The organism is Bacillus sp. 1780r2a1, from assembly GCA_024134725.1.
GTDB classification, from domain to species: Bacteria; Bacillota; Bacilli; order Bacillales; family Bacillaceae_H; genus Priestia; species Priestia aryabhattai_A.
This window is the reverse complement of sequence record CP099863.1, coordinates 1357448-1379420: the sequence shown is the minus strand read 5'-3', so window position 1 is coordinate 1379420 and position 21973 is coordinate 1357448. Positions and strand designations below refer to the sequence as shown.

The 21973-nt window shown below is 37.6% G+C and carries 23 protein-coding genes; 6 read left to right on the top strand and 17 right to left on the bottom strand.

Features of this window, described 5'->3' with window-relative positions:
- Position 1 precedes the first annotated feature (1 nt).
- The 4 genes from NIZ91_06910 to NIZ91_06895 all read right to left on the bottom strand — a co-directional run bounded on the left by NIZ91_06910 (position 2) and on the right by NIZ91_06895 (position 4752).
- Entirely contained in the window at positions 2-1333 is a 1332-nt protein-coding gene (locus NIZ91_06910) for a 2-oxo acid dehydrogenase subunit E2 (protein ID USY56377.1), read from the bottom strand.
- Between the two features lie 103 nt (positions 1334-1436).
- On the bottom strand, positions 1437-2414 hold the full coding sequence (locus tag NIZ91_06905; protein ID USY56376.1) for an alpha-ketoacid dehydrogenase subunit beta: 978 nt from the start codon (positions 2412-2414) through the stop codon (positions 1437-1439).
- A 3-nt stretch (positions 2415-2417) separates the two neighbouring features.
- Complete coding sequence (gene pdhA / locus NIZ91_06900) at positions 2418-3533, bottom strand: pyruvate dehydrogenase (acetyl-transferring) E1 component subunit alpha (protein ID USY56375.1); 1116 nt, start codon at positions 3531-3533, stop codon at positions 2418-2420.
- Between the two features lie 568 nt (positions 3534-4101).
- Positions 4102-4752, bottom strand: coding sequence for a YkyA family protein (locus NIZ91_06895; GenBank protein ID USY56374.1), 651 nt, complete (start codon positions 4750-4752; stop codon positions 4102-4104).
- A 170-nt stretch (positions 4753-4922) separates the two neighbouring features.
- Here NIZ91_06895 and NIZ91_06890 point away from each other — a divergent pair, with 170 nt between their 5' ends.
- Together NIZ91_06890 and def are read left to right on the top strand one after the other, a co-directional pair.
- Positions 4923-5060 carry a YjcZ family sporulation protein gene (locus tag NIZ91_06890; protein ID USY56373.1) on the top strand — a complete coding sequence of 46 codons (138 nt, stop codon included), beginning with the start codon at positions 4923-4925 and terminating at the stop codon, positions 5058-5060.
- A 152-nt stretch (positions 5061-5212) separates the two neighbouring features.
- Positions 5213-5767 carry a peptide deformylase gene (def, locus tag NIZ91_06885; protein USY56372.1) on the top strand — a complete coding sequence of 185 codons (555 nt, stop codon included), beginning with the start codon at positions 5213-5215 and terminating at the stop codon, positions 5765-5767.
- A 35-nt stretch (positions 5768-5802) separates the two neighbouring features.
- Here the strand turns inward: def and NIZ91_06880 are convergent, their stop codons facing one another.
- Positions 5803-6585: a Cof-type HAD-IIB family hydrolase gene (locus NIZ91_06880; protein USY56371.1), complete on the bottom strand. Its 783-nt coding sequence runs from the start codon at positions 6583-6585 to the stop codon at positions 5803-5805.
- Positions 6586-7165: 580 nt separating this feature from the next.
- Here NIZ91_06880 and NIZ91_06875 point away from each other — a divergent pair.
- A complete protein-coding gene (locus NIZ91_06875) occupies positions 7166-7375 on the top strand; it encodes a DNA-directed RNA polymerase subunit epsilon (GenBank protein USY56370.1) in 210 nt (69 codons plus the stop codon).
- A gap of 5 nt (positions 7376-7380) precedes the next feature.
- Entirely contained in the window at positions 7381-9048 is a 1668-nt protein-coding gene (gene rnjA, locus NIZ91_06870; protein ID USY56369.1) for a ribonuclease J1, read from the top strand.
- A 29-nt stretch (positions 9049-9077) separates the two neighbouring features.
- On the opposite strand, the gene NIZ91_06865 is transcribed toward rnjA, so the two are convergent.
- The 8 genes from NIZ91_06865 to NIZ91_06830 form a co-directional block, all read right to left on the bottom strand.
- Positions 9078-10172: an ABC transporter permease gene (locus NIZ91_06865; protein USY56368.1), complete on the bottom strand. Its 1095-nt coding sequence runs from the start codon at positions 10170-10172 to the stop codon at positions 9078-9080.
- Positions 10169-11431, bottom strand: coding sequence for an ABC transporter permease (locus NIZ91_06860; GenBank protein USY56367.1), 1263 nt, complete (start codon positions 11429-11431; stop codon positions 10169-10171). The genes NIZ91_06865 and NIZ91_06860 overlap by 4 nt, the downstream gene beginning before the upstream one ends.
- 15 nt (positions 11432-11446) lie before the next feature.
- A complete protein-coding gene (locus NIZ91_06855; protein ID USY56366.1) occupies positions 11447-12379 on the bottom strand; it encodes an ABC transporter ATP-binding protein in 933 nt (310 codons plus the stop codon).
- A 146-nt stretch (positions 12380-12525) separates the two neighbouring features.
- A complete protein-coding gene (locus NIZ91_06850) occupies positions 12526-13158 on the bottom strand; it encodes a response regulator transcription factor (GenBank protein ID USY56365.1) in 633 nt (210 codons plus the stop codon).
- Between the two features lie 23 nt (positions 13159-13181).
- Positions 13182-14276 carry a histidine kinase gene (locus tag NIZ91_06845; protein USY56364.1) on the bottom strand — a complete coding sequence of 365 codons (1095 nt, stop codon included), beginning with the start codon at positions 14274-14276 and terminating at the stop codon, positions 13182-13184.
- A gap of 107 nt (positions 14277-14383) precedes the next feature.
- Positions 14384-15046, bottom strand: coding sequence for a TrkA family potassium uptake protein (locus NIZ91_06840; GenBank protein USY56363.1), 663 nt, complete (start codon positions 15044-15046; stop codon positions 14384-14386).
- A gap of 133 nt (positions 15047-15179) precedes the next feature.
- A complete protein-coding gene (gnd, locus tag NIZ91_06835; GenBank protein ID USY56362.1) occupies positions 15180-16076 on the bottom strand; it encodes a decarboxylating 6-phosphogluconate dehydrogenase in 897 nt (298 codons plus the stop codon).
- Positions 16077-16300: 224 nt separating this feature from the next.
- On the bottom strand, positions 16301-16843 hold the full coding sequence (locus NIZ91_06830; protein USY56361.1) for a peroxiredoxin: 543 nt from the start codon (positions 16841-16843) through the stop codon (positions 16301-16303).
- Between the two features lie 342 nt (positions 16844-17185).
- On the opposite strand from NIZ91_06830, the gene NIZ91_06825 reads away from it, so the two are divergent.
- Positions 17186-18052, top strand: coding sequence for a mechanosensitive ion channel family protein (locus NIZ91_06825; protein USY56360.1), 867 nt, complete (start codon positions 17186-17188; stop codon positions 18050-18052).
- A 30-nt stretch (positions 18053-18082) separates the two neighbouring features.
- Here NIZ91_06825 and NIZ91_06820 read toward each other — a convergent pair whose 3' ends face one another.
- From NIZ91_06820 to NIZ91_06805, 4 genes are all read right to left on the bottom strand, one after another.
- Positions 18083-19210 (bottom strand): N-acetyldiaminopimelate deacetylase, encoded by a 1128-nt coding sequence (locus NIZ91_06820; protein USY56359.1) that lies wholly within the window; start codon positions 19208-19210, stop codon positions 18083-18085.
- A 65-nt stretch (positions 19211-19275) separates the two neighbouring features.
- On the bottom strand, positions 19276-19992 hold the full coding sequence (gene dapD, locus NIZ91_06815) for a 2,3,4,5-tetrahydropyridine-2,6-dicarboxylate N-acetyltransferase (GenBank protein USY56358.1): 717 nt from the start codon (positions 19990-19992) through the stop codon (positions 19276-19278).
- Between the two features lie 119 nt (positions 19993-20111).
- On the bottom strand, positions 20112-21002 hold the full coding sequence (locus NIZ91_06810) for a LysR family transcriptional regulator (protein USY56357.1): 891 nt from the start codon (positions 21000-21002) through the stop codon (positions 20112-20114).
- 246 nt (positions 21003-21248) lie between these two features.
- Positions 21249-21485, bottom strand: coding sequence for a YkuJ family protein (locus NIZ91_06805; protein ID USY56356.1), 237 nt, complete (start codon positions 21483-21485; stop codon positions 21249-21251).
- Positions 21486-21715: 230 nt separating this feature from the next.
- On the opposite strand from NIZ91_06805, the gene NIZ91_06800 reads away from it, so the two are divergent.
- The gene (locus tag NIZ91_06800) at positions 21716-21952 is read left to right on the top strand and encodes a glutathione S-transferase N-terminal domain-containing protein (GenBank protein ID USY56355.1); all 237 of its coding nucleotides are present in this window, start codon (positions 21716-21718) and stop codon (positions 21950-21952) included.
- Positions 21953-21973: the final 21 nt, after the last annotated feature.

Below are 21973 nucleotides of genomic sequence, written 5' to 3'. Positions count from 1 at the left end.
ATTACGCCTCCATTAATAATAATTCTGGATCATTTAATAAACGCTTAATTTGGTTAAGAGCGTTTTGAGCTGTTGCACCATCAATGATACGGTGGTCAAAGCTTAGAGATAATGCTAATACTGGAGCAATTACAATTTCACCGTCGCGTACAACTGGTTTTTCAGCAATGCGTCCGATACCTAAGATTGCAACTTCTGGGTGGTTAATTACTGGCGTGAACCATTGTCCACCAGCAGAACCGATGTTTGTGATTGTGCAAGAAGCGCCTTTCATTTCAGCAGGAGCTAGCTTACCTTCACGTGCTTTTCCAGCAAGGTCATTAATTTGATCAGAAATCTCAAATACAGACTTGCGGTCAGCATTTTTCACTACAGGTACTAAAAGACCTTTTTCAGTATCAGCCGCGATACCGATGTTGTAGTAGTGTTTTTGGATTACTTCATCAGTAGAATCATCAATAGATGTGTTAAGAGCTGGGAACTTCTTAAGTGCAGAAGTTAATGCTTTAACAACATAAGGTAAGAATGTTAATTTAATACCTTGGTCAGCTGCTACTGATTTGAACTTCTTACGGTGTGCAACAAGTGCTGTTACATCAATTTCGTCCATTAATGTTACGTGAGGCGCTGTTTGCTTAGAGTTAACCATTGCTTTTGCAATTGCACGGCGAATACCGCTCATTTTCTCACGAGTTTCTGGTAAGTCACCTTCTGGAATTGCTGTAGCTGTAGCTGCTGCTTTTGGTGCTGCTTCAGTTGCCGCTGGAGCTTCTTCAGTTGCTGTTGAAGCTGCTGCAGTTGAGCCACCAGATAAGAAGCTATCGATGTCTTCCTTTACGATACGGCCGTTTTTCGCTGATCCTGGAACAGCTTTAATGTCTACACCTTTTTCACGAGCATATTTACGAACTGAAGGCATAGCAATAACTTTGCGGTTTGGATCTACTTCAGCTTGTGGTTGTGCGTTAGCTGCTGCTTTTTCTACGTCTTGTCCAGCTTCAGCTGTTGCTTGAACTTGCTCTTCTTCTTTTGGAGCTTCTTCTTGTTTTGGCGCATCGTCATGGTCGTCGCCTTTGAATTTTAAGTCTTCATAACCAGGAGCATCAAAAGTTACGATAACTTGACCTACAGTTGCTACTGTACCTTCGTCAACCTTAACTTCTAATACTTTACCTTTTACAGGAGATGGGATTTCAACAACAGCTTTGTCGTTTTGTACTTCGGCAAGTACATCATCCTCATCGATTTCATCTCCAGCTTTTACGAACCATTTTACGATTTCACCTTCGTGGATACCTTCACCGATATCCGGCAGTTTAAATTCAAATGCCACGTGTCTTCAACCTCCTAGTTAGTTGCAATATGTTTAGTTGGTTTTTATACCTTATTTACAATAGAAATCAGCAAAATGCTGATTTCTATAGAGTAACAATCAATTAAAATTCAAGAACTTTTTTAGCAGTTGCTACAATATCCTTGTGGTCTGGTAACCAAACGCCCTCTGCTTGAGAGAATGGGAATACTGTATCTGGAGCAGCTACGCGTAATACTGGAGCTTCTAAGCTTAAGATTGCGCGGTCGTTGATTTCAGCTACAACGTTTGAAGCGATACCAGCTTGCTTTTGAGCTTCTTGAACAACAATTGCGCGACCAGTTTTTTCAACTGATGCGATGATTGTTTCGATATCTAAAGGCTGAACTGTACGTAAGTCAACAACTTCTACAGATACGCCTTCTTTTTCTAATTCTTCAGCTGCTTTTAATGATGAATGAACCATTGCACCATAAGCGAAGATTGAAACGTCAGTACCTTCACGTTTTACGTCAGCTTTACCAATTTCAATTGTGTAAGCTTCTTCAGGTACTTCTTGACGGAATGAACGGTATAATTTCATGTGTTCTAAGTAAACAACAGGATCGTTGTCACGGATTGCTGAAATTAAAAGACCTTTTGCATCATATGGAGTTGAAGGAATTACAACTTTTAAACCAGGTTGAGATGCTACTAAACCTTCTAAGCTGTCAGCGTGAAGTTCTGGTGTATGCACGCCACCACCGAATGGTGAACGGAACGTGATTGGTGCGTTCCAACGACCGCCAGAACGGTAGCGCATACGAGCTGCTTGACCAGAAACTGAATCAAGAACTTCATATACGAAACCAAAGAATTGAATTTCAGGTACTGGACGGAAACCTTGAGTCGATAGACCAACAGCAAGACCACCGATACCAGATTCAGCAAGTGGTGTATCGAAAACGCGATCTTCACCGAATTCTTGTTGAAGACCTTCTGTTGCACGGAATACCCCACCGTTTACGCCAACGTCTTCACCAAAAACTAATACGTTTTCGTCGTTTTTCATTTCTGTGCGTAACGCATCAGTGATTGCTTGAATCAATGTCATTTGCGCCATGGCTTACTTCGACTCCTTCTCTTTGTAGATTTCATACTGCTCTTTCAAGTTGAAAGGCATTTCTTCATACATGATATCCATTAAGTCTGTTACTTTTTGTTTTGGATAGTCATCTGCTTTTTTGATTGCATTTTTAATATCTTCTTTAGCTTGCTCGATTACTTTGTTTTCTTCTTCTTCATTCCAGATGCCTTTAGCTTCTAAGAATTTACGGAAGCGTACTAGTGGATCTTTCTTTTCCCACTCAGTATCAAGCTCTGCTGTACGATAACGTGTTGGGTCATCTCCAGCCATTGTATGTGGACCATAACGGTAAGTTAATGTTTCAACTAATGTTGGACCTTCGCCGTTTACTGCGCGCTCACGTGCTTCGCTTACAGCAACATAAACTGCTAATGGATCCATTCCATCTACTTGTACCCCTGGGATACCTACAGCAGCTGCTTTTTGAGCGATTGTTTTAGCTGCAGATTGCTTTTCAACTGGTGTTGAGATTGCAAAACGGTTGTTTTGAACAACGAAGATTGCTGGAGCTTTGAACGCACCCGCAAAGTTCATACCTTCGTAGAAGTCACCTTGTGAAGCTCCGCCGTCACCAGTGTAAGTGATTGCTACTGCTTTTTTACCACGTTTTTTAAGACCTAATGCAACACCCGCTGTTTGAACGATTTGTGCACCGATAATGATTTGTGGTGAAAGTGCGCCTAGATCCTCTGGCATTTGGTTACCGTGTAAGTGACCACGAGAGAATAAGAACGCTTGGTATAATGGAAGACCGTGCCAGATTAATTGTGGTACATCACGGTATCCAGGTAAAATGAAGTCTTCTTTCTCTAATGCAAAGTGAGATGCAATTTGAGAAGCTTCTTGACCAGCTGTTGGTGCATAGAAACCTAAACGACCTTGACGGTTCAATGAAATTGAACGTTGGTCAAGAATACGTGTGTACACCATACGAGTCATTAGTTCTTTTAATTGTTCATCAGATAAATCCGGCATTGCTGATTTATTTACTACTTCGCCCTCTTCATTAAGAATTTGGAACGTTTGGTACTGCTCAGCAATTTTATCAAGTTGCTTTGATACATCAATAATAGCTTTTTTAGTTTTAGCAGCCATCTAAGTCACCTCTTCCTTTCATTTAAGCCTTACTTTTCAATGTGCTAATCAAACAAAAAATACACATTGCTAGGATACCCAAAACGAGCACCTAAAAGTCATTTTTTGTCGACTAGAATTTCATTTGAGTCCGCTACCTGTTTCAACATGTTTTATGTATTCCCGGGCGCACTCGATTCAAACATTTAAGTAAAAGGAAAGTTTAAGCGAAACTTTCATTCCGTTAAACTGTATTAATTATTTCAACAAAATGATTAATACAACACTTACTACGCTAAATAGTGTACACCACATCAAAACGGTTCGTCAATCTATTTACGCTTATAAATTTAAGCTTTTTCCGTTATTCTACTTTAAAAAAACGATAAATTCACCTGTGCTATTACACAAACATCTTCTGTACTACTTGTCTTATAATAACTGTTAAAAAACTTACTTAATGTTACCCCTTAATTTCTTACAAACCCTTTGAATGAAAGCGTTTTATAATTTTTTAACTCGTGTCGAATACTGTTGTATATCAAATAAAAAAACAGCCAAGACTTGTTTCTTTGGCTGTTTTCTGCTTTTATTCTTGATCTGATTTCACCTTTTTATAAAAGCTCTTTTTCTCTTCATTATAAGCATCCGTTGCTTGATTAAACTTTTCACTATTTTCTTGCACCTTTTCGTATATCTCATTAATAGAAGAAATTTGGTTTTCTAAATCGTTTAGCTTGACGTTGTTTTTTCGAAACATTGTATATAGCTCTCTGTCTAGCTCCAGCGATTCTTCATATGAAGCATACAACGAGTCGTATGCTTTGTAGCGACTTTCCATTAAAGTAGCGAGCTTGTTGGCTTGCTTCTCTATATCTTCATCTTTTACCAGTTCAATTTTCCCTTTGGCTTTTTCAAATTCCTCTTTTGAACGCTGCATACTCTCCTGCTCTTTCACTAAATGCCCTTCTCGTTCATCTAATAGCTGGAGCGCTTCCGCTGCTTTTTCATCCACTTTTTCTTTTTCTTTCATTCCAATGGATAAGATTTCTTCATATAGAACATTCTCTTTGTCTTCGAGTTCGACCATCGGTTGTTGCTCTTTTATAAACTGCTTCTCTTGATTAGCAACTTTCTCAAGCGCTTTATAAACCTCTAGCTCTTCTCCGCTTTCTGCTGAACATCCTGCTAAAAGCATCATGCTTATACCCATTGCACTTACTATTTTTTTAGTCTTCATACCTGGTAAATCCTCCCTTATACCAGCACTATTTTATCTTTATTGGCCGAATTAAGCAATTCATCTACACCATTTTATTATCTTTTAATATATTATACTAACCCATCAAGAAAAAACGGTTCAATCGTTTGTGTTTTTTGGGATTCTGTCTGTTCAGGAGTGTGTTAGGTATGTATTACGGAGGATATGGATACGGATGTGGAACTGGTTGTGGCGGTTCAAATAAAGGCTTCGTTCTTTTAATTGTACTATTCATTCTACTTGTTATTATCGGCTGCAGCTGGGGAGGCAATTGGGGCGGCTGTTAATTAGTTAAAAAAGAGAAAGTCAAACGGCTTTCTCTTCTACATATAGCAACCCGGATGACTTTTCATATGTCTTTTGATACACTTTATAGTACTAAATTGACACGTATATGTCATAACTATTAGTACCATATATCGTTAGGGAGATGTGAACAGTGATTACAATGGATAAAATCATTAGGGATGGCCACCCTACTCTACGCAAAGTAGCACAAGAAGTAAAGCTTCCAGCAACAGCTGAAGATAAAGAAACGCTTAGACAACTACTTGAGTATGTTCAAAACAGCCAAGACCCTGAAATTGCAGCCAAGTATAATTTACGTCCTGGCATTGGATTAGCTGCTCCTCAAATCAACGTATCAAAGCGAATGATTGCTATTCAAGCACCTGATGAGCGTGGAAACGTACAAAGCTATGCGCTTTTCAATCCAAAGATTGTAAGCCACTCTGTTGAAAAAACGTATCTAACAAGCGGTGAGGGCTGTTTGTCCGTAGATGAAGAAATACCTGGATTTGTCCCAAGGTATGCGCGTATTACTGTAAAAGGCACCACGTTAGAAGGAGAAGAGGTTAAAATTCGTTTAAAAGGCCTCTTAGCCGTGGTCTTTCAGCATGAAATTGACCACCTTGATGGCGTTATGTTTTATGATCACATTAATAAAACAGAGCCCTTTAAAGAACCTGAAAATGCAAACCCTTATATGCGCTAAAAAAGTAGGAACCGGTCCAGGTTCCTACTTTTCTGTTAAGACAGTAATCCTACAAGCTGAAGACCGTGTGCAATCCCATTATCAGCCACATCTTTTGTTATATACTTTGCCACTTCTTTTACTTCATCATGGGCATTCCCCATCGCTATGCCGTTCCCTACGTATGAGAGCATTTCAATATCATTTAAGCCATCTCCAAATGCATACACATTCTCTTTCTTATAACCTAGCTTATCAATCATAACCTCAATTCCCTTTGCTTTTGACCCACCAGCAGGAAGCACATCCGTGGAGAATTCATGCCAACGAATATAATCAAATTTCTTGAATTTTTCTTCATAAGGTTTCTCTTCACCATCTGTACAGAAAAGAAGTGATTGATAAATTTCGCGATTTTCGTAGTACATAGGGTCGTGATTTGGATGTGTAATACCAAGCTTTAACGTGCTAATGCTTGCTTCAATATGTGGATGAAATTCAATATTGGATCTCATATCATCATGATCTAGATAAACAACCGGGTGATTTTTTTGAGCAGCAAACGCGGTAAGAGCCTGAAGCTCTTGTACATCCAATGGGTTTTTATATAGAACTTCACCATTTAATACGATGTACTGACCATTAAAGCTAATATATGTATCAATACCGAGCTCATCTCGAAGCTCTTTAAACATAAACGGTGCCCGACCTGTTGCAATCGCTACTTCATAGCCTTTTTCCTTGAGCTGATTGACCGCTTGTTTTGTTGAATGAGGTAATTTTTTATCATGATCTAACAATGTACCGTCAATATCAAAAAACACTATTTTTTTGTCCATTGTTTCACCTAACTTTTCTATTTTTTTCGTTTCTCACGTCATTATAACAAACCGTATTCACTTTCTCCATCTTTCCATATATACCCACGAAAGTCTGAAGTATTTTTTCATATACTACAACTATAAATATAGACAGGCATTCACCAGATATAAAGGAGATGAAATTCATGTTAAAAGATTTTCGAAAGCGTCTTTTAAGACGTTGGAATGAATTATTGCGAAAGAAATCAATTGCTTAATTAATTATTTAAGGGCTTTCTATCAATACATTTGCAGGGGGTGTGTCTGCATCGTAAAATAGAATAGCCCTTATTTTCTATTTAAACAAGCAGCTCTATCATCCAAATTTTTTCACAAAATAATATTTTTGTATCAGCTAATCATATGGTTTCTTAATATTTTTTAGGTTTTATCTGTAGAAATAGCCATTATTTTGCTCCTAACGAATTGACTTGTGTTATTTTGATGTCTAAAATGTAGTGAAAGCAAGTTTCTTTAGAAAATACATGAAATACATACACATTTTATATTATAATAAAATAAGTTATTTGAATTTCGGATTTAAGGAGAGAATGAAGTTATGATTTTTAAAGTATATTTTCAAGAAAAATTAACAGAAGTACCAGTTCGTGAAAACACACAGACTGTTTATGTAGAAGGAGATTCTGAACGCGACGTTCGTAAAAAGTTAAAATCGCGTTCAATTAACATTGAATTTGTTCAACTAGTGGACGGAGACTATTTAGAATATGAGCAACACAGCGAAGATTTTAAAGTATTGGAGATATGATAAAAATGAAATTTGTAAAAAATAATCAGACGGCGGTATTCGCTCTAGGTGGACTAGGTGAAATCGGTAAGAATACCTATGCCGTACAGTTTCAAGATGAAATTATCCTTATCGATGCTGGAATTAAGTTTCCAGAAGATGAACTACTGGGTATCGACTATGTCATTCCGGATTACAGCTATCTAGTAAAAAACGCAGATAAAATTCGTGGACTTTTCGTAACACATGGCCATGAGGATCACATTGGTGGAATTCCTTATCTTTTACGCCAAGTAAATATTCCAATTTATGCTGGAAAATTAGCATTAGGATTACTGCGTAACAAGCTTGATGAGCACGGATTACTTAGAAGCGCACAGCTTCATGAAATTACAGAAGATGACGTAATTAAGTTTCGCAAAACATCGGTAACGTTTTTCCGTACAACGCACAGCATTCCTGATTCATACGGTATTGTTGTTAAAACACCAAACGGACAAATTGTACATACAGGTGACTTTAAGTTTGACTTTACACCAGTAGGAGAGCCAGCGAACTTAACAAAGATGGCTGAAATCGGTAAAGACGGCGTATTATGTCTACTATCAGATAGTACAAACAGTGAAATCCCTAACTTTACAATGTCTGAGCGTCGCGTTGGTGACAGCATTCATGACATTTTCCGTAAAGTTGAAGGACGCATTATTTTTGCAACGTTTGCATCTAACATTCATCGTTTGCAACAAGTTGTTGAAGCCGCTGTATTAAACAACCGTAAAATTGCTGTTTTTGGTCGTAGCATGGAAGCCGCAATCGATATTGGCCAGGAGCTTGGCTATATCTCTTGTCCAAAAGATACGTTTATTGAACCATCTCAAATTAATCGTATTCCTGCTAACCGCGTAACAATTTTATGTACGGGTAGTCAAGGTGAACCAATGGCTGCTTTATCACGTATTGCAAACGGTACACACCGTCAAATTCAAATTATTCCTGGAGATACAGTTGTTTTCTCTTCATCACCAATCCCAGGTAATACAGTAAGCGTAAGCAAAACAATTGATATGTTATTCCGTGCTGGTGCTGAAGTTATTCATGGTAAACTGAATGATATTCATACGTCAGGTCACGGTGGACAAGAAGAACAAAAATTAATGCTTCGCTTAATGAAACCAAAGTACTTTATGCCAATTCACGGTGAGTATCGCATGCAAAAAATGCATATCAAGCTAGCAACTGACTGCGGTGTGCAAGAAGAGAACTGTTTCATTATGGATAACGGTGAAGTATTAGCACTAAGCGAAAATGAGGCATCTGTAGCTGGTAAAATCCCATCTGGTTCTGTTTATATTGATGGAAGTGGCATTGGTGATATTGGTAATATCGTACTGCGAGATCGCCGTATTCTATCCGAAGAAGGCCTTGTAATCGTTGTTGTTAGCATCAATATGAAAGACTTTAAAATTGCAGCGGGTCCAGATATTATCTCACGTGGATTTGTTTACATGCGCGAGTCTGGTGACCTAATTAACGATGCACAATCATTAATTACAAAGCACTTAAACAAAGTAATGGAGCGCCGTACGTCTCAATGGTCTGAAATTAAAAATGAAATTACAGATACATTAGCTCCATTCCTCTACGAAAAGACAAAACGTCGTCCAATGATTTTACCAATCATTATGGAAGTATAAGAAAAAGGATTCGCTCACGCGAATCCTTTTTACGTATGTTTCTTTTCTAAAATATTAATTCCAAGAGCCATTAATACCACTGTAATAATGCATAATAAGAGGCTTGAATACATAATTGTTTGCCATGCATGATTATAGAGCACAACTTGCTTTAAAAGGTCCATTCCATATGTTAATGGTACAAACTTTGAAAGTGTGAGCATAACTGGAGATGTGACAATCTCAAGAGGCCAATATGCCCCTCCTATCATTGCCATACTCACCGCTAATAGCGGAATCAGCACGTGATACTGAGCAATGCTTTTGACTACTCCTGCTAAGAACATACATAGAGCAACAGTTGCCAATAAGTAAGGAATCACAACGAGTAAGCTAAGTGCAAATCGACCGTTAAAGTCTATTCCCAGGCCAAAATGAAAGATACTAAAAATAACAATGACTTCTATATAGGCAATTAAAAATGCATATACCAAGTTTCCTGAGTAAAGGTCCACTCTTGAAAGTCTTGAAATAAGAAGGCGGTCCCAAACTCCAATTTTACGGTCCTGCAAAATTTTGAGCACGCTAAATCCAATGGTATATATGATAAAAAATAGTGTAAAGCCAAAGAGGGCCTGCATATTCTCTTGAAGCATAATTCCTTCTGTTTTTTGCATACTTTCTATATTAATTTCAAAGACAGGAGCCTCTTTAATTTGTTTGTTAATTATTTCTGCTTCTTTAGCTGTAAACTCTCGAGCAAGTGCTTTGGTTTGCATGCGCTTTTCGTAATATGTTTTCACATGCTGATGTACTTTTTCTGTAAGTGTTGTTTCGGATGTTAAAATCAACTTAAAATCATTTATTCCTGCTTCTAAAGCTACTTCTGCTTTACCTTCTTTCACTTGCTCTCTCGCTTCTTTTTCATTGCTTTCTTTAAATAGTAAATGCTTGGTTTGGTTTAAGTCCTGAACAAGGGATGTAATATTTTCTTGTTGATCATTACTATACACAAGAATCGTAGTGCTCGTTTGATCAACTTTTCCCATTAAGTACGCGAATACAATAACTAAAAAGAGGGACACCAACACCGCCCATGGATTTCTACGCAGCTGCTTAAATCGACCGATTAAAATCGTATTCACCTTTTCCACCCCTTCCTTCCAAACAACCAGACAGTACTAAACATGACGACAGTCGTCACAAACAACGTAAAGAGTTCTCCTCTAATGTTTTGAATGGATTCTCCTTGCAATACGCGCAAGTAAGCTTGCGTACCAGCTCCGTTTGGAACGATTCCTCCAATTGTTGCAAGCTGGCTTGAAAGCTGTTCAGTCGGAAAAAAGCTTCCTCCTAAAAATGCTAATATCGTAACTACAACATTTCGAAAAATTGAAACCATATCTTCTGAATTCAAGCGATGAACAACAGAGGATAGACATGCGCTAATTCCACCTACAGCCATACTCACAGAAACAGTAATGATAATAAAACCTACTAAGTTCGACCAGATAACCCCAAAGCATATCGCCACGAGACTATATAAAATAAGCAATTGACATAGAGCTAGCAAGAAACCCGTACAGAAAATACTAAAATAATAAAGAGTTGGAGATACGTTAGCAAGAATGATTCGTGACAAGCTATGCGCTTCTTTTTCTACATAAGCGTTCGTAGCTAAGCTAGGAGCAATATAGAGAACAAACATCATGCTCATTCCTATAGCATAGTAAGCAAGAGCTGAGATTGGCTTTTCTTTGTTCGCCGTTTCTTTTTCTCCTAAAGAACCTGCTATCTCGATATTACTTGCTTTTTCAGGATTTACTTGACTAGCATATGTGTATAGAGATAACCTTTGCTGATAAGCTTCCATTATACTAGTTGCTGTATCTGCCCCAATCGATTTATCTTCATTTCGAATAATGGTTAGCGGTGGATTCTCAAAATCTTTATTAAAAAACTGCTTTTGTAACACTTCATATGAGAAACCTTTAGGAAATACTACAATTACGTTATACTCATTGCTTCGCTTAGCTTTTTCAAGTTCTTTATTTGAAAGGTGTTTGACCTTAATAAACTGCATGACTTCTTTGTGTTGAAACGTATTTTGCAGCAAAAACTCTATTGGCTTCATGTGATTAACAGTCGCAAGCATCTGCTTCTTCGCTTCCTCAGGTAACGCTTGTTGGGCTAATTCTTCCTTAAAGTTCTCTATTTCTTGTTCTTCATCTCCTTTAACAACTATCCCAATAGTAGCTTCAAAACCAGGCTTATCAGACATAATACTTCCGAGAGAAAACCCTAAGATTACAATTAAAACAAATGGCATTAATAATAAAATAATAAGTTCTTGAGGGCGTCTAACAAACTGTATGAACTGCTTTTTTAAAAGCGCAAAAAACATCCTGATTCCCCCTCATTAATCTCTTAACGTTCGACCAGTCAAATGTAAAAACACATCTTCAAGCGTAGGTGCTTCAATCTGAACAGAAGAAATCATCATCTCTTGTTCCTCAGCAAACTTAAATAAATCGGCTAGTATATTCACATTTTTGGGAACAGAGAACTGAACAGATCCATCCGTATGCGTTAACTTTGAAACAGCTGGGTGAGACTGTAGCTTATGAATAAGTCCTTCTTTAATCCAATCGGCCTTAAAATGAATAACTTGTTCAGAAGATAAAATACTTCGAAGCTCTTCTTTTGTACCAGAAGCAATAATATTTCCTTTATCCATAATGTAAATGCGATGGCAAAGCTGTTCCACTTCTTCCATATAGTGGCTTGTATAGATTACGCTAATACCATAGTGCTGATTTAAATGCTTAACTGACTCTAAAATATGAAACCTAGACTGCGGATCAATTCCAACGGTTGGTTCATCCATAATTAAAAGCTTTGGACTATGAAGAAGAGCGATACCAATATTAAGTCGTCTTTTCATTCCTCCAGAAAAGATTTTGACACGATCATGCTGGCGATTTGTTAAGCTAATCATATTTAAAATTTCATCTACTTTTTCAGCCAAGTGTTTTCCTTTCATCCTTTGAGTTCTTCCAAAAAAGTCTAGGTTTTCTCTTGCGGTTAATTCATCATATAAAGCTAGTTCTTGAGGTACAACGCCCAGTACTTTTCTCATATGACTTGGATTACCTATGCTGCTTTTCCCATTGATACGTATGTCACCGCTTGACGGTTTAATAAGAGACGAAATCAAAGAAATGGTTGTTGACTTTCCTGCACCGTTTGGCCCTAATAATCCAATTGTTTCGCCGCGTTCCAAAAATAAGCTAACATTATTTACTACTTTCGTTTTTTTGTATACTTTATTTAGTTCGACAACTTCTAGCATGAGGCTTCACTCCCTTATTTTCTTTCTTACTTCATCTTATAAATTCAACACTTTCTTCACCACTTACCTCCGTCACTTCTTCTTCCCCAAACTATGACCTCCGTCACATGACAAAAAATCTTCTGATCGATTGTCAGAAGATTTCTTCACGCTAAGTGATTTTTTACAGCATAAATAGCTAACTGAGTGCGATCACGTAGCTCAAACTTATGTAAAATTTGTGTAAGATGATTCTTAACCGTTCCAATTGATAAATAAAGCTCTGTTGCAATTTCTTTGTTCGTCTTTCCTTCCCCCACAAGCTTGACTAATTCTCGTTCTCTTTTTGTAAGTTCAACTTGTATAGGCTCTGTTGACTCTTGCCTTAATAGCCTTGGCATAATTTTAGCTGTTACATGATCGTGAATACTTAAACCACCGTTCATACAGCTATGAATGGATTGAATGAGATGCTCAGGGTCAGCGGTTTTTAGCATAAACCCATTTGCTCCATATTGAAGAGCCTGCATGGCATACTCCTCATCATTAAAGGTCGTTAACATTAGCACGCGTATTGTCGGCCACTGCGCTTTTATTCTCTGTGTCGATTCAATTCCGTTCATAATTGGCATTGATACGTCCATGATTACAAGATCAATCAAATGGCGTTCCAACTGCTCTAGCGCTTCTTTGCCATTACTCGCTTCTGCTCGCACGCAAAGCGAAACATCCTGTTCAATCATCATTTTAATTCCTGATCGAACAATACTTTGGTCTTCTACAAGTAAAATATGAATCAAGTAATTCACCTTCTTCACGTTCATTAATCTAGTTTAATAATGCCTTCTATAAAAAAATGTTCAGGTGTTTGAAAGTAACTTACTTGCCCATCGATACTTTCAATCCGTTGCTTTAGTGATTTTAACCCAAACCCTTCTCGAAAAGGCGGTGTATCAGTGGCAATGCTATTCTTTATCTGGAAAGATAAATCACCTACTGGTGATAGCATTAAAGTGATTGCTAACTCTCTTGAACTACCATGACGCATGGCGTTTGTAAACCCCTCTTGAATAGCGCGATACAACGCAACGCTTTGAATATTAGACAACGCCAGCGATAATACTCGTTGCTTCACTGTAAACGACACGTTCATATGACTCTCTGATTCTAACTTTCTAATTAAATGAACAACAGATGCTACTCCTTGTAAAGTTGATTTATCCAACTCTTTTACAGCATGACGTGTTTCCGCTAAGCTTTCTTCCGCCAAATGTTTTAATTGGTCCAACTGTACACTTTCTAACTCTTGACTCATCTTTAACACCTGAATATTTAATAATAAAGCCGTTAATTTATGACCGACAGAATCGTGAATATCTCGAGCAATTCTTGTTCTTTCTTCATTTCGAGCAGCTTTCTCTGCCTCCAAACTCATTCGTTTGAGAGAACGGTATTCCCCTCTTAGCTCATCATATAAAAGCTGTTTTTGTTGCGTATCTTCCCTGCTTATACATAATTGATACAAGACGACCCCAATTAGTACAGTTATGATAACTGTTGGCAGTAATGGCACTTCTAGCTTAATCCAGCTTAAGAGTAAAAAAGCAACCATTGTACATACAGCATAGATTCGAAAATAACCCCCATTCACTTCACTAGCTGTCTCAACACTAACATATAGAAAAAGTGCAATTAAAAGTGGAGAGAACGATAGAAAGAACCCTAAGGTTGATAGTACCAATACCTGACACATTTGATTTCCAAACTTCTGCTTCCACAGCGGTTTTGTAAAATAAATAAGCATTGAGAGGAAATTTAAAAAAAGTAATTCAAGAGTATTTACGCTTTCATACACTGAAATAAAAAGCGTAATCCATATTGCTAAAAAAATAGTGGTTTGTATTAAAAATTTTTTCACCTTTCATTCCTCCGATTACTATTGTACTAGCAAAACACCAATAAAATCCATATTTTCTATAAATACATAGTAAAAAACCTGCTTCCATTGATGAAAGCAGGTTTTCATTACATATCTGCGAATTTATTTTCAAATCGATTAATATTTACATCTGCACCAATAACAATTAAAATGTCACCCTGCTTGATTGACTCTGATGCTTGCGGAGAGACAATAATATCTTGGTTCCTCTTAATTGCCACAATATTGATACCATATTTGGCACGGATATCTAAATCAATAAGCGTATTTCCCGCCATTCTTTTACTAGCAACTAACTCAACAATACTATGTTCATCCGATAGCTCTAAATAGTCAAGTACGCTATTGGAAATCATACTATTGGCAATTCTTCTACCCATATCACGCTCTGGATGCACAATAAAGTTAGCTCCAATTTTTGATAGTACCTTAGCATGATAATCGTTTTGCGCTTTTACCGTAATTTTCTTTACGCCTAGCTCTTTTAAAATCAGCGTGGTTAAGATACTTGCTTGAATATTATCACCAATTGCTACTATGACATGATCAAAGTTGCGAATACCTAAACTTTTTAATACACCTTCATCCGTAGAATCTCCTACTACAGCATGTGAAGCAATACTCGCATACTCATTTACTTTCTCTTCATCCGTATCAATTGCCAGTACTTCCATGCCTTGATCGCTTAGTGTTTTACAAATGCTACCGCCAAATCTCCCTAATCCAATTACTGCAAATTCCTTTTTCATGAAAAATCCTCCATAAAGTAACAAGTGAAGTCCATATACTACTTTATTTTACCATAATGTAAGGCTTCTTTCCTTTTTACATAGCAGCTTGCAGAAAAAAAGCTGCGGATTTCCACAGCTTTTAGGCTTTCCTTTACTTCTTCTCTACAGCATGACCACCGAATTCGTTCCGAAGGGCAGCCACAACTTTTCCTGTAAAGGTATCATCTTCTAATGAACGATAGCGCATCATTAGTGAAAGAGCAATAACTGGTGTTGGAACTTGTAAATCTAAAGCTGATTCAACGGTCCATTTTCCTTCTCCAGAAGAGTGCATCACACCTCGGATATCATCCAAACGAGGATCTTTTGAAAAGGCACGTTCCATCAGTTCAATTAACCATGAGCGGATAACAGAGCCATTATTCCATACTCTTGCAACTGCTTCATAGTCATAATTAAACTGACTTTTTTCCAAGACATCAAATCCTTCTGCAATTGCTTGCATCATGCCATATTCAATTCCATTATGCACCATTTTCAAGAAATGGCCGCTTCCTGCATCTCCTGCATATAGATAGCCTTTGTCTACATTGATATCTTTAAAAATAGGTTCAATGTGTGCGAAAGCTTCCTTGTCTCCACCAATCATCATGCAAGCTCCATTTCGTGCTCCTTCCATCCCGCCGCTAGTTCCGACATCAAAAAAGTGAATTCCTTTTTGATGAGCTTTTTCAGCACGACGAACAGAATCTTGATACTTTGAATTTCCACCATCTATAATAATATCTCCTTCATCAAGCAAGTCGTGAAGTTCATTGATTACCTTTTCTGTAAGATCGCCTGCTGGTACCATAACCCAAGCTACTTTAGGCTTTTCTAACTTTTTAACTAATTCTTCTACTGAATGAGCTCCTAAAGCTCCTTGTTCCTCCAACGTTTTAACTGCTTCTTTATTCACGTCAAATGCTACAACTGCATGGTTGTATTCCATCAAGTTTAGAGAAAGGTTAGCTCCCATCTTTCCTAAACCAATCATTCCAATTTGCATCTAAATTCCTCCTTCAATACTAAATTATCGTTAGTATGATATAAATTCGGCATCTTCAAACGTATTTTCCACTTTCTGAACAAACAAAACATAAAAAACACTGATGTCTACTTTTCAGAAACATCAGCATTTATGTATTTTCACTTGGTTTTACCTAACTCTACAGCTGAACTTAGCTGTAAGAAATCTCTTATGTTCATGTTTAGCATACGCTTTTCGTGATTTTATAACGTTGCTTGTCCTGGTCTCCAATTTGCGGGACAAAGCTCACCAGTTTGTAGAGCGTGTAACACTCGCAGCGTTTCATCTACATCTCGGCCGATATTATTATGGTTGACAACAGCATACATTAGTTCTCCTTGAGGACTAATGATAAATAACCCGCGTAAAGCTACGCCTTTCTCTTCAATTAAAACGCCATATTCACGTGAAACAATATGATTTGTATCTGCGGCTAAAGGATAATTAACTGGGCCTAGTCCGTTATCTCGTCGATCTGCTTTAATCCAAGCTAAATGCGTATGAATAGTATCTGTTGAAACACCAATTACTTCTGCCTCTAGCTTTTTAAATTCATCGTAGCGATCTGACAAAGCCGTAATTTCAGTTGGACATACTGCTGTAAAATCCATAGGGTAAAAGAAAAGAACTGTCCATTTCTCTTGTTTCATATTCTCTTCTAAGCTTACTTTTCCAAACTCTTTATTCGGCAGTACTGCTTCCATTTCAAAGCGTGGGGCCTGCTTGGCTACCATGCGTTCTGGCATGAATCATCCCTCCAACATAATAATAAGCTCATGTTTATTCTGCTTTTCATTTAAATATAGTAAATTATACCTATTAATTAGTTATAAACTACATGAAATAGGACGACATACATGGTATGCCCTATTTTTATCTAAGATAAACGAACTTTTTTTGTTCACTTCTAGAAAAAATAGCATTAATGACTTGCAAAAAGGGACAAATTAAGTTTAGCATGTCTAATAGCGGGAATAAAATAATGTACTGAAAGAGCCAGAAACTAAGCAAGTTTTTACATTACATATGGTTATCTTTTTGATTTATTTCCAGTTAAGTGTTTTATGTTTAGAAAGGATGAATTTTTTATGTTAAATTTTTCAGAAGTCAATTGGGAACAGCTTCTGACGGTTGCAGGATTAGTTGTTTTAAAGCTTGTCCTCATCTTAATTGGTTTCTTAATCGTACGTTCCATTGGAACGCGTATTATTGACCGTTCTTTCAACCGTATGATGGAACGTGATACTGTATCAAAAGGTCGAGCACTTACGCTTAAAAGCTTAATGGTAAATGTGTTTTCATACGTTCTTATCTTTATTGTTGTTGTGATGTTACTTGAAACTGTTGGCGTACAAGCGACCGCACTTCTTGCCGGTGCTGGAGTAGTGGGGTTAGCAATCGGTTTTGGCGCTCAAGGACTTGTGAGCGACATCGTTACAGGATTTTTCTTACTGCTGGAAAAACAAATCGATGTAGACGACTATGTAACAACAGGGAGTTTTTCAGGTATTGTTGAATCTGTAGGACTTCGTACAACTCAAATCCGCGGATTTGATGGCACATTGCACTACGTGCCAAATCGTGAGATTACAAGCCTAAGCAATCACTCTCGTGGAAATATGCGAGCACTTGTGGACATCGGCATCTCATATGATGACGATATTGATCGCGCAGCTTCCATCTTACAAGAAGTGTGTGATCGTATTGCACAAGAAGATGAGAACATTGTAGATGGACCAAACGTCCTTGGCGTTCAGGGCCTAGGTGCATCGGACGTTGTGTTACGAGTTGTTGGAAAAACGAAAAACGGCGAACAGTGGGGCGTAGAACGTAAGCTTCGTAAAGCGTTTAAAGAAGCTTTTGACACGCATGGAATTGAAATCCCGTTCCCACACCAAGTATACGTTGAAAAGTCGAATGGCGAATCAACACAGCTTGCTAAAGATAACGGATAATAAAAAACCCCGGAAGCTTCCGGGGTTTTCTTATGCGTTGCCTTTCATTTCAAAGTAGCTAGTGATAAGAGAAATGGCCACCTCAATTGCTTTTTCATCTGGCTGAAGCTTTGAATGATGAAGGCCATACGGAGAATTTACCCCAAGCCAAAACATAAAGCCTGGAATCTCTTTTAGCATATAACCGAAATCTTCTCCCGTCATCGCTTTTTGACAATCAATAACCTCTACTTCTTCTTGGGCTCTCGCAAATGTCATAAATTCCTTTGTCATGTCATGATCATTGTAGACTTGATGATACATGCAACCATAATCAATGACTGTCTCGCACTGATAACCTACTTCCACACCTTTTACAATAGCCTCAATTCGCTCTTTTACACGTGCCATTGACTCAGGAGATAAAGTACGAATGGTCCCTTCAATGTGAGCACGCTCAGCAATAATATTTTGAACCGTTCCAGCAGTAATTTTTCCAACGGTAATTACGGCACTATCTAATGGATCAACGTTTCTAGCCACTATCGTTTGCAGTTGAGAAACCAATTGACAAGCAGCGACTACCATATCATTTGTATTATGCGGGTATGCTGCATGTCCCCCTTTTCCTTTTAAATCAATAAACAGTTCAGATGTGTTCGCAAATAAAAGACCTTCTTTTACTGCAATTGATCCTACTGGATATTCAGGGGCAATGTGTAGCGCCACAATTTGGTCAGGCTTCCACTCTTTCATAATCTCGCTTTCAAGCATTGGCTGAGCCCCACCTGGACCCTCTTCTGCAGGTTGAAAGATAAACAGCAAATGATCATCAATTGGGTAACTTGCAAAGTGTGTTAAGATTCCTAAACCAATACTCATGTGAAAATCATGACCACATGCATGCATTAAACCTTCATGAGTGGACGAAAACTCATACTCGGTTTCTTCCGTAATTGGGAGGCCATCAATATCAGCTCGGTAGCCGATTGTTTTTGTTGGTTTTTTCCCTTTGACCTTTACAAAGATACCGGTTTTCCACGTTTTAATTTCAAGATGTTCTTGAGGAAGACTTTCAATATAGCGCAATAAAAACGCTTGTGTTTTCAATTCTTGAAATCCTAACTCAGGTATTTTATGTAATTCTCTGCGCAAAGCAGCAAATTGAGAAATGTCCACGTGCCATGAATCCTCCTTATAGTTAAGAAAGCGTGGTTGCCCACGCTTTCTGTGTCTTTCGCTTATTAGTCGTTTAGTTGACGAAGCTCTTGTTTAATTTCAGTTTTTGATTTTGTTTTTTCGTCAATTTCTTTAATAACGCGAGCTGGTGTACCTGCTACTACCGTATATGGAGGTACGTCTTCAACTACGATTGCGCCAGCAGCAACAACTGCACCTTTACCCACTGTTACGCCTTCTAGAACAACTGCGTTTGCACCAATCACAACGTCATCTTCAACAACAACTGGCTTTGCAGAAGGTGGCTCAATTACGCCAGCTAACACTGAACCCGCACCGATATGACAGTTTTTACCTACTGTTGCACGTCCACCCATTACAACGTTCATATCAATCATTGTACCTTCACCGATTACAGAACCGATGTTGATTGAAGCACCCATCATAATAACAGCGTTGTCTCCAATCTCGACTTGGTCGCGAATGATTGCACCTGGCTCAATGCGCGCTTTGATATTTTTCATATCTAAAAGTGGAATTGCAGAATTACGACGATCGTTTTCGATAACGTAGTCTTCTACTTTTCCTTCGTTTGCTTGAATTGCTGCTTGAATGTCTTTCCACTCACCGAATACAACACCTGTATTACCAGTTACGAATGTTTTAGAAGAAGCGCCGAAGTCGATTCCTTCTAAATCACCTTTCACATATACTTTTACAGGTGTTGATTTTGTGCTGTTTTGAATAAATGAAATAATTTCGTTTGCATCCATCATTTTCATATTATGTATTCCTCCTAAGTTAGCATTTGCTTCATTTTACTAATGTAACAAAATGAGTTCCACATGACAAGTTAGAAGTCACGTAATTTTCTCATTTCTTCACGTAATGCGCAGATGCATTATGATAGCTCTTTTTCTTGCTGTTCTTTAATATACTCTTTGACAATTTCCATAAATGCACGCACTTGTTTCAGCTTAAACGCTGACTCATATCCTACTAGCCAAGTATCTCTAGTGATTGGTTCTTTATTTTCTTTTAATAGTGGAATCCGATGTAAATGCTGGGCATCTTTCACAGCAATTGACGGTAAAATGGCAAAACCAAGACCATTTAGAGCCATTTGCTTACACGTCTCAATTTGGTCTACAACAATTGTTCGTTTTGGAGTTGTATGAAACTCTCTATGCCACCAATCGAGTATTTCTTGATAGTAAGTAGAATCACTTTTAAATTGAATAAACGGTCGATCATTATTCGGCACCTCAGAAGCATCTTCAATTTCAGTATCTACTAAATACAAAGGGTCCGTAAATAGGTGTTCCTTTACACCTTTCCATTCTGGGTTTCCCCGAATAATTCCAATATGTACTTCATCTTCATAAATATAGCGAAGCATTTCACTGCTCCAACCCGTTACAAGGGAAATTTTTGCATGAGGATATTTATCCATATACTTTTTTAAAACCGCTGGCAACCAATGCTGGCCAATAATAGAGGCTACAGCGAGCTTTAACGTCCCGTATACTTCCGTGTCTAAATGATGTAGATCTTCCTTTACTTGGTCTTCTTTTTCAACAACTTCCTTTGCAAACTGCACAATCTTTTCACCAGCTGGTGTTAAAGAAAGACCTTTTTGGGAACGGATAAAAATTTGAGTATCCCATGCCCGTTCAATTGTTTGCAGGCGCTGCGATAGAGCTGGCTGCGATACAAATAAGCGCTCAGCTGCTTTTCTCATATTTAATTCTTGGGCTAATACGACAAGCATGCGACATTCTACTAATTGCATTTTGCTATTCCTCTCAACACATTGTTTTACTTTTTCACCTTCTAATCATATAAAAAAATGCTTCAGAAAGATAGACAAAAGTTAGTTATTGTCAAGATTCTTTTTAACTTTTTATATAATATGGAGGCCTGCTAGTACGTCAGTTATTCTTGACATATAAAAAGCCTTGGATACACGTAAATGTGCATCCAAGGCTTTCATTCGAATCATCGACAATTCACAGATCTAAGTTGATTAATGGCTTCATTAATGAATTAATTCAAAAATCTCAATTGCAATCATGTCAATATTATCAAATTGATAAACGCTTGGCTTCTCGCCATCTTGATATACTTCAAGTTCAAACGTTTCAGTTTTCGCATGATATTTCACGCTACAAATTCGTTTTCCATCTACTTCGAAGAAGCGTTGTGGTGCTTCACTTCCACTTGCTTGCTCACGGAGATTCACAAGACGAGTTAAAATACCTTGTAATTGTGACATATAATCTCTCCTTTCAACGATTACATCATTACTTACCCTATTTAAGGCTTGTTTATTCATTCTCATTTCTTCAGCATGAATCTTCATGCATAAAAGACACCATTTCACTATATGCCACATACAGAAAAAACACAAGTACTTTACATGAATTTTCGTAAGAAATTGGCTTATTATGGCGTAGTTTGTCGTTTTTGATTATAATATCATATTATACAATAAGGAGTTTTAACATGAAAAACGTAGAATTATATACACAACCATCTTGTCCACCGTGTGAAATTGTTAAACAGTTTTTAAAACACAATAATATTTCATATAAAGAATATGACGTCTCAAAAGATGTAAAAGCCAGAAATCGTATGATTGAAGTATTTCAGTCATATTCAACACCAACGGTTAAAGTTAATGATGATGTGGTAAAAGGCTTTGATTTACAAACACTAGAAAAGCTTTTAGATCTTGCTTAAGTTAAATACCTTATGCGAGAG

Excerpts from the sequence above, each read along its gene's own strand:
- NIZ91_06875 (USY56370.1), top strand. The coding sequence starts at position 7,166 with ATGATTTTTAAAGTATATTTTCAAGAAAAATTAACAGAAGTACCAGTT.
- NIZ91_06810 (USY56357.1), bottom strand. The coding sequence starts at position 21,002 with ATGCAATTAGTAGAATGTCGCATGCTTGTCGTATTAGCCCAAGAATTA.
- NIZ91_06905 (USY56376.1), bottom strand. The coding sequence starts at position 2,414 with ATGGCGCAAATGACATTGATTCAAGCAATCACTGATGCGTTACGCACA.
- rnjA (USY56369.1), top strand. The coding sequence starts at position 7,381 with ATGAAATTTGTAAAAAATAATCAGACGGCGGTATTCGCTCTAGGTGGA.
- NIZ91_06880 (USY56371.1), bottom strand. The coding sequence starts at position 6,585 with ATGGACAAAAAAATAGTGTTTTTTGATATTGACGGTACATTGTTAGAT.
- NIZ91_06890 (USY56373.1), top strand. The coding sequence starts at position 4,923 with ATGTATTACGGAGGATATGGATACGGATGTGGAACTGGTTGTGGCGGT.
- dapD (USY56358.1), bottom strand. The coding sequence starts at position 19,992 with ATGAAAATGATGGATGCAAACGAAATTATTTCATTTATTCAAAACAGC.
- NIZ91_06840 (USY56363.1), bottom strand. The coding sequence starts at position 15,046 with ATGAAAAAGGAATTTGCAGTAATTGGATTAGGGAGATTTGGCGGTAGC.
- NIZ91_06800 (USY56355.1), top strand. The coding sequence starts at position 21,716 with ATGAAAAACGTAGAATTATATACACAACCATCTTGTCCACCGTGTGAA.
- pdhA (USY56375.1), bottom strand. The coding sequence starts at position 3,533 with ATGGCTGCTAAAACTAAAAAAGCTATTATTGATGTATCAAAGCAACTT.
- NIZ91_06860 (USY56367.1), bottom strand. The coding sequence starts at position 11,431 with ATGTTTTTTGCGCTTTTAAAAAAGCAGTTCATACAGTTTGTTAGACGC.
- NIZ91_06830 (USY56361.1), bottom strand. The coding sequence starts at position 16,843 with ATGCCAGAACGCATGGTAGCCAAGCAGGCCCCACGCTTTGAAATGGAA.
- gnd (USY56362.1), bottom strand. The coding sequence starts at position 16,076 with ATGCAAATTGGAATGATTGGTTTAGGAAAGATGGGAGCTAACCTTTCT.
- NIZ91_06855 (USY56366.1), bottom strand. The coding sequence starts at position 12,379 with ATGCTAGAAGTTGTCGAACTAAATAAAGTATACAAAAAAACGAAAGTA.
- NIZ91_06895 (USY56374.1), bottom strand. The coding sequence starts at position 4,752 with ATGAAGACTAAAAAAATAGTAAGTGCAATGGGTATAAGCATGATGCTT.
- NIZ91_06825 (USY56360.1), top strand. The coding sequence starts at position 17,186 with ATGTTAAATTTTTCAGAAGTCAATTGGGAACAGCTTCTGACGGTTGCA.
- NIZ91_06805 (USY56356.1), bottom strand. The coding sequence starts at position 21,485 with ATGTCACAATTACAAGGTATTTTAACTCGTCTTGTGAATCTCCGTGAG.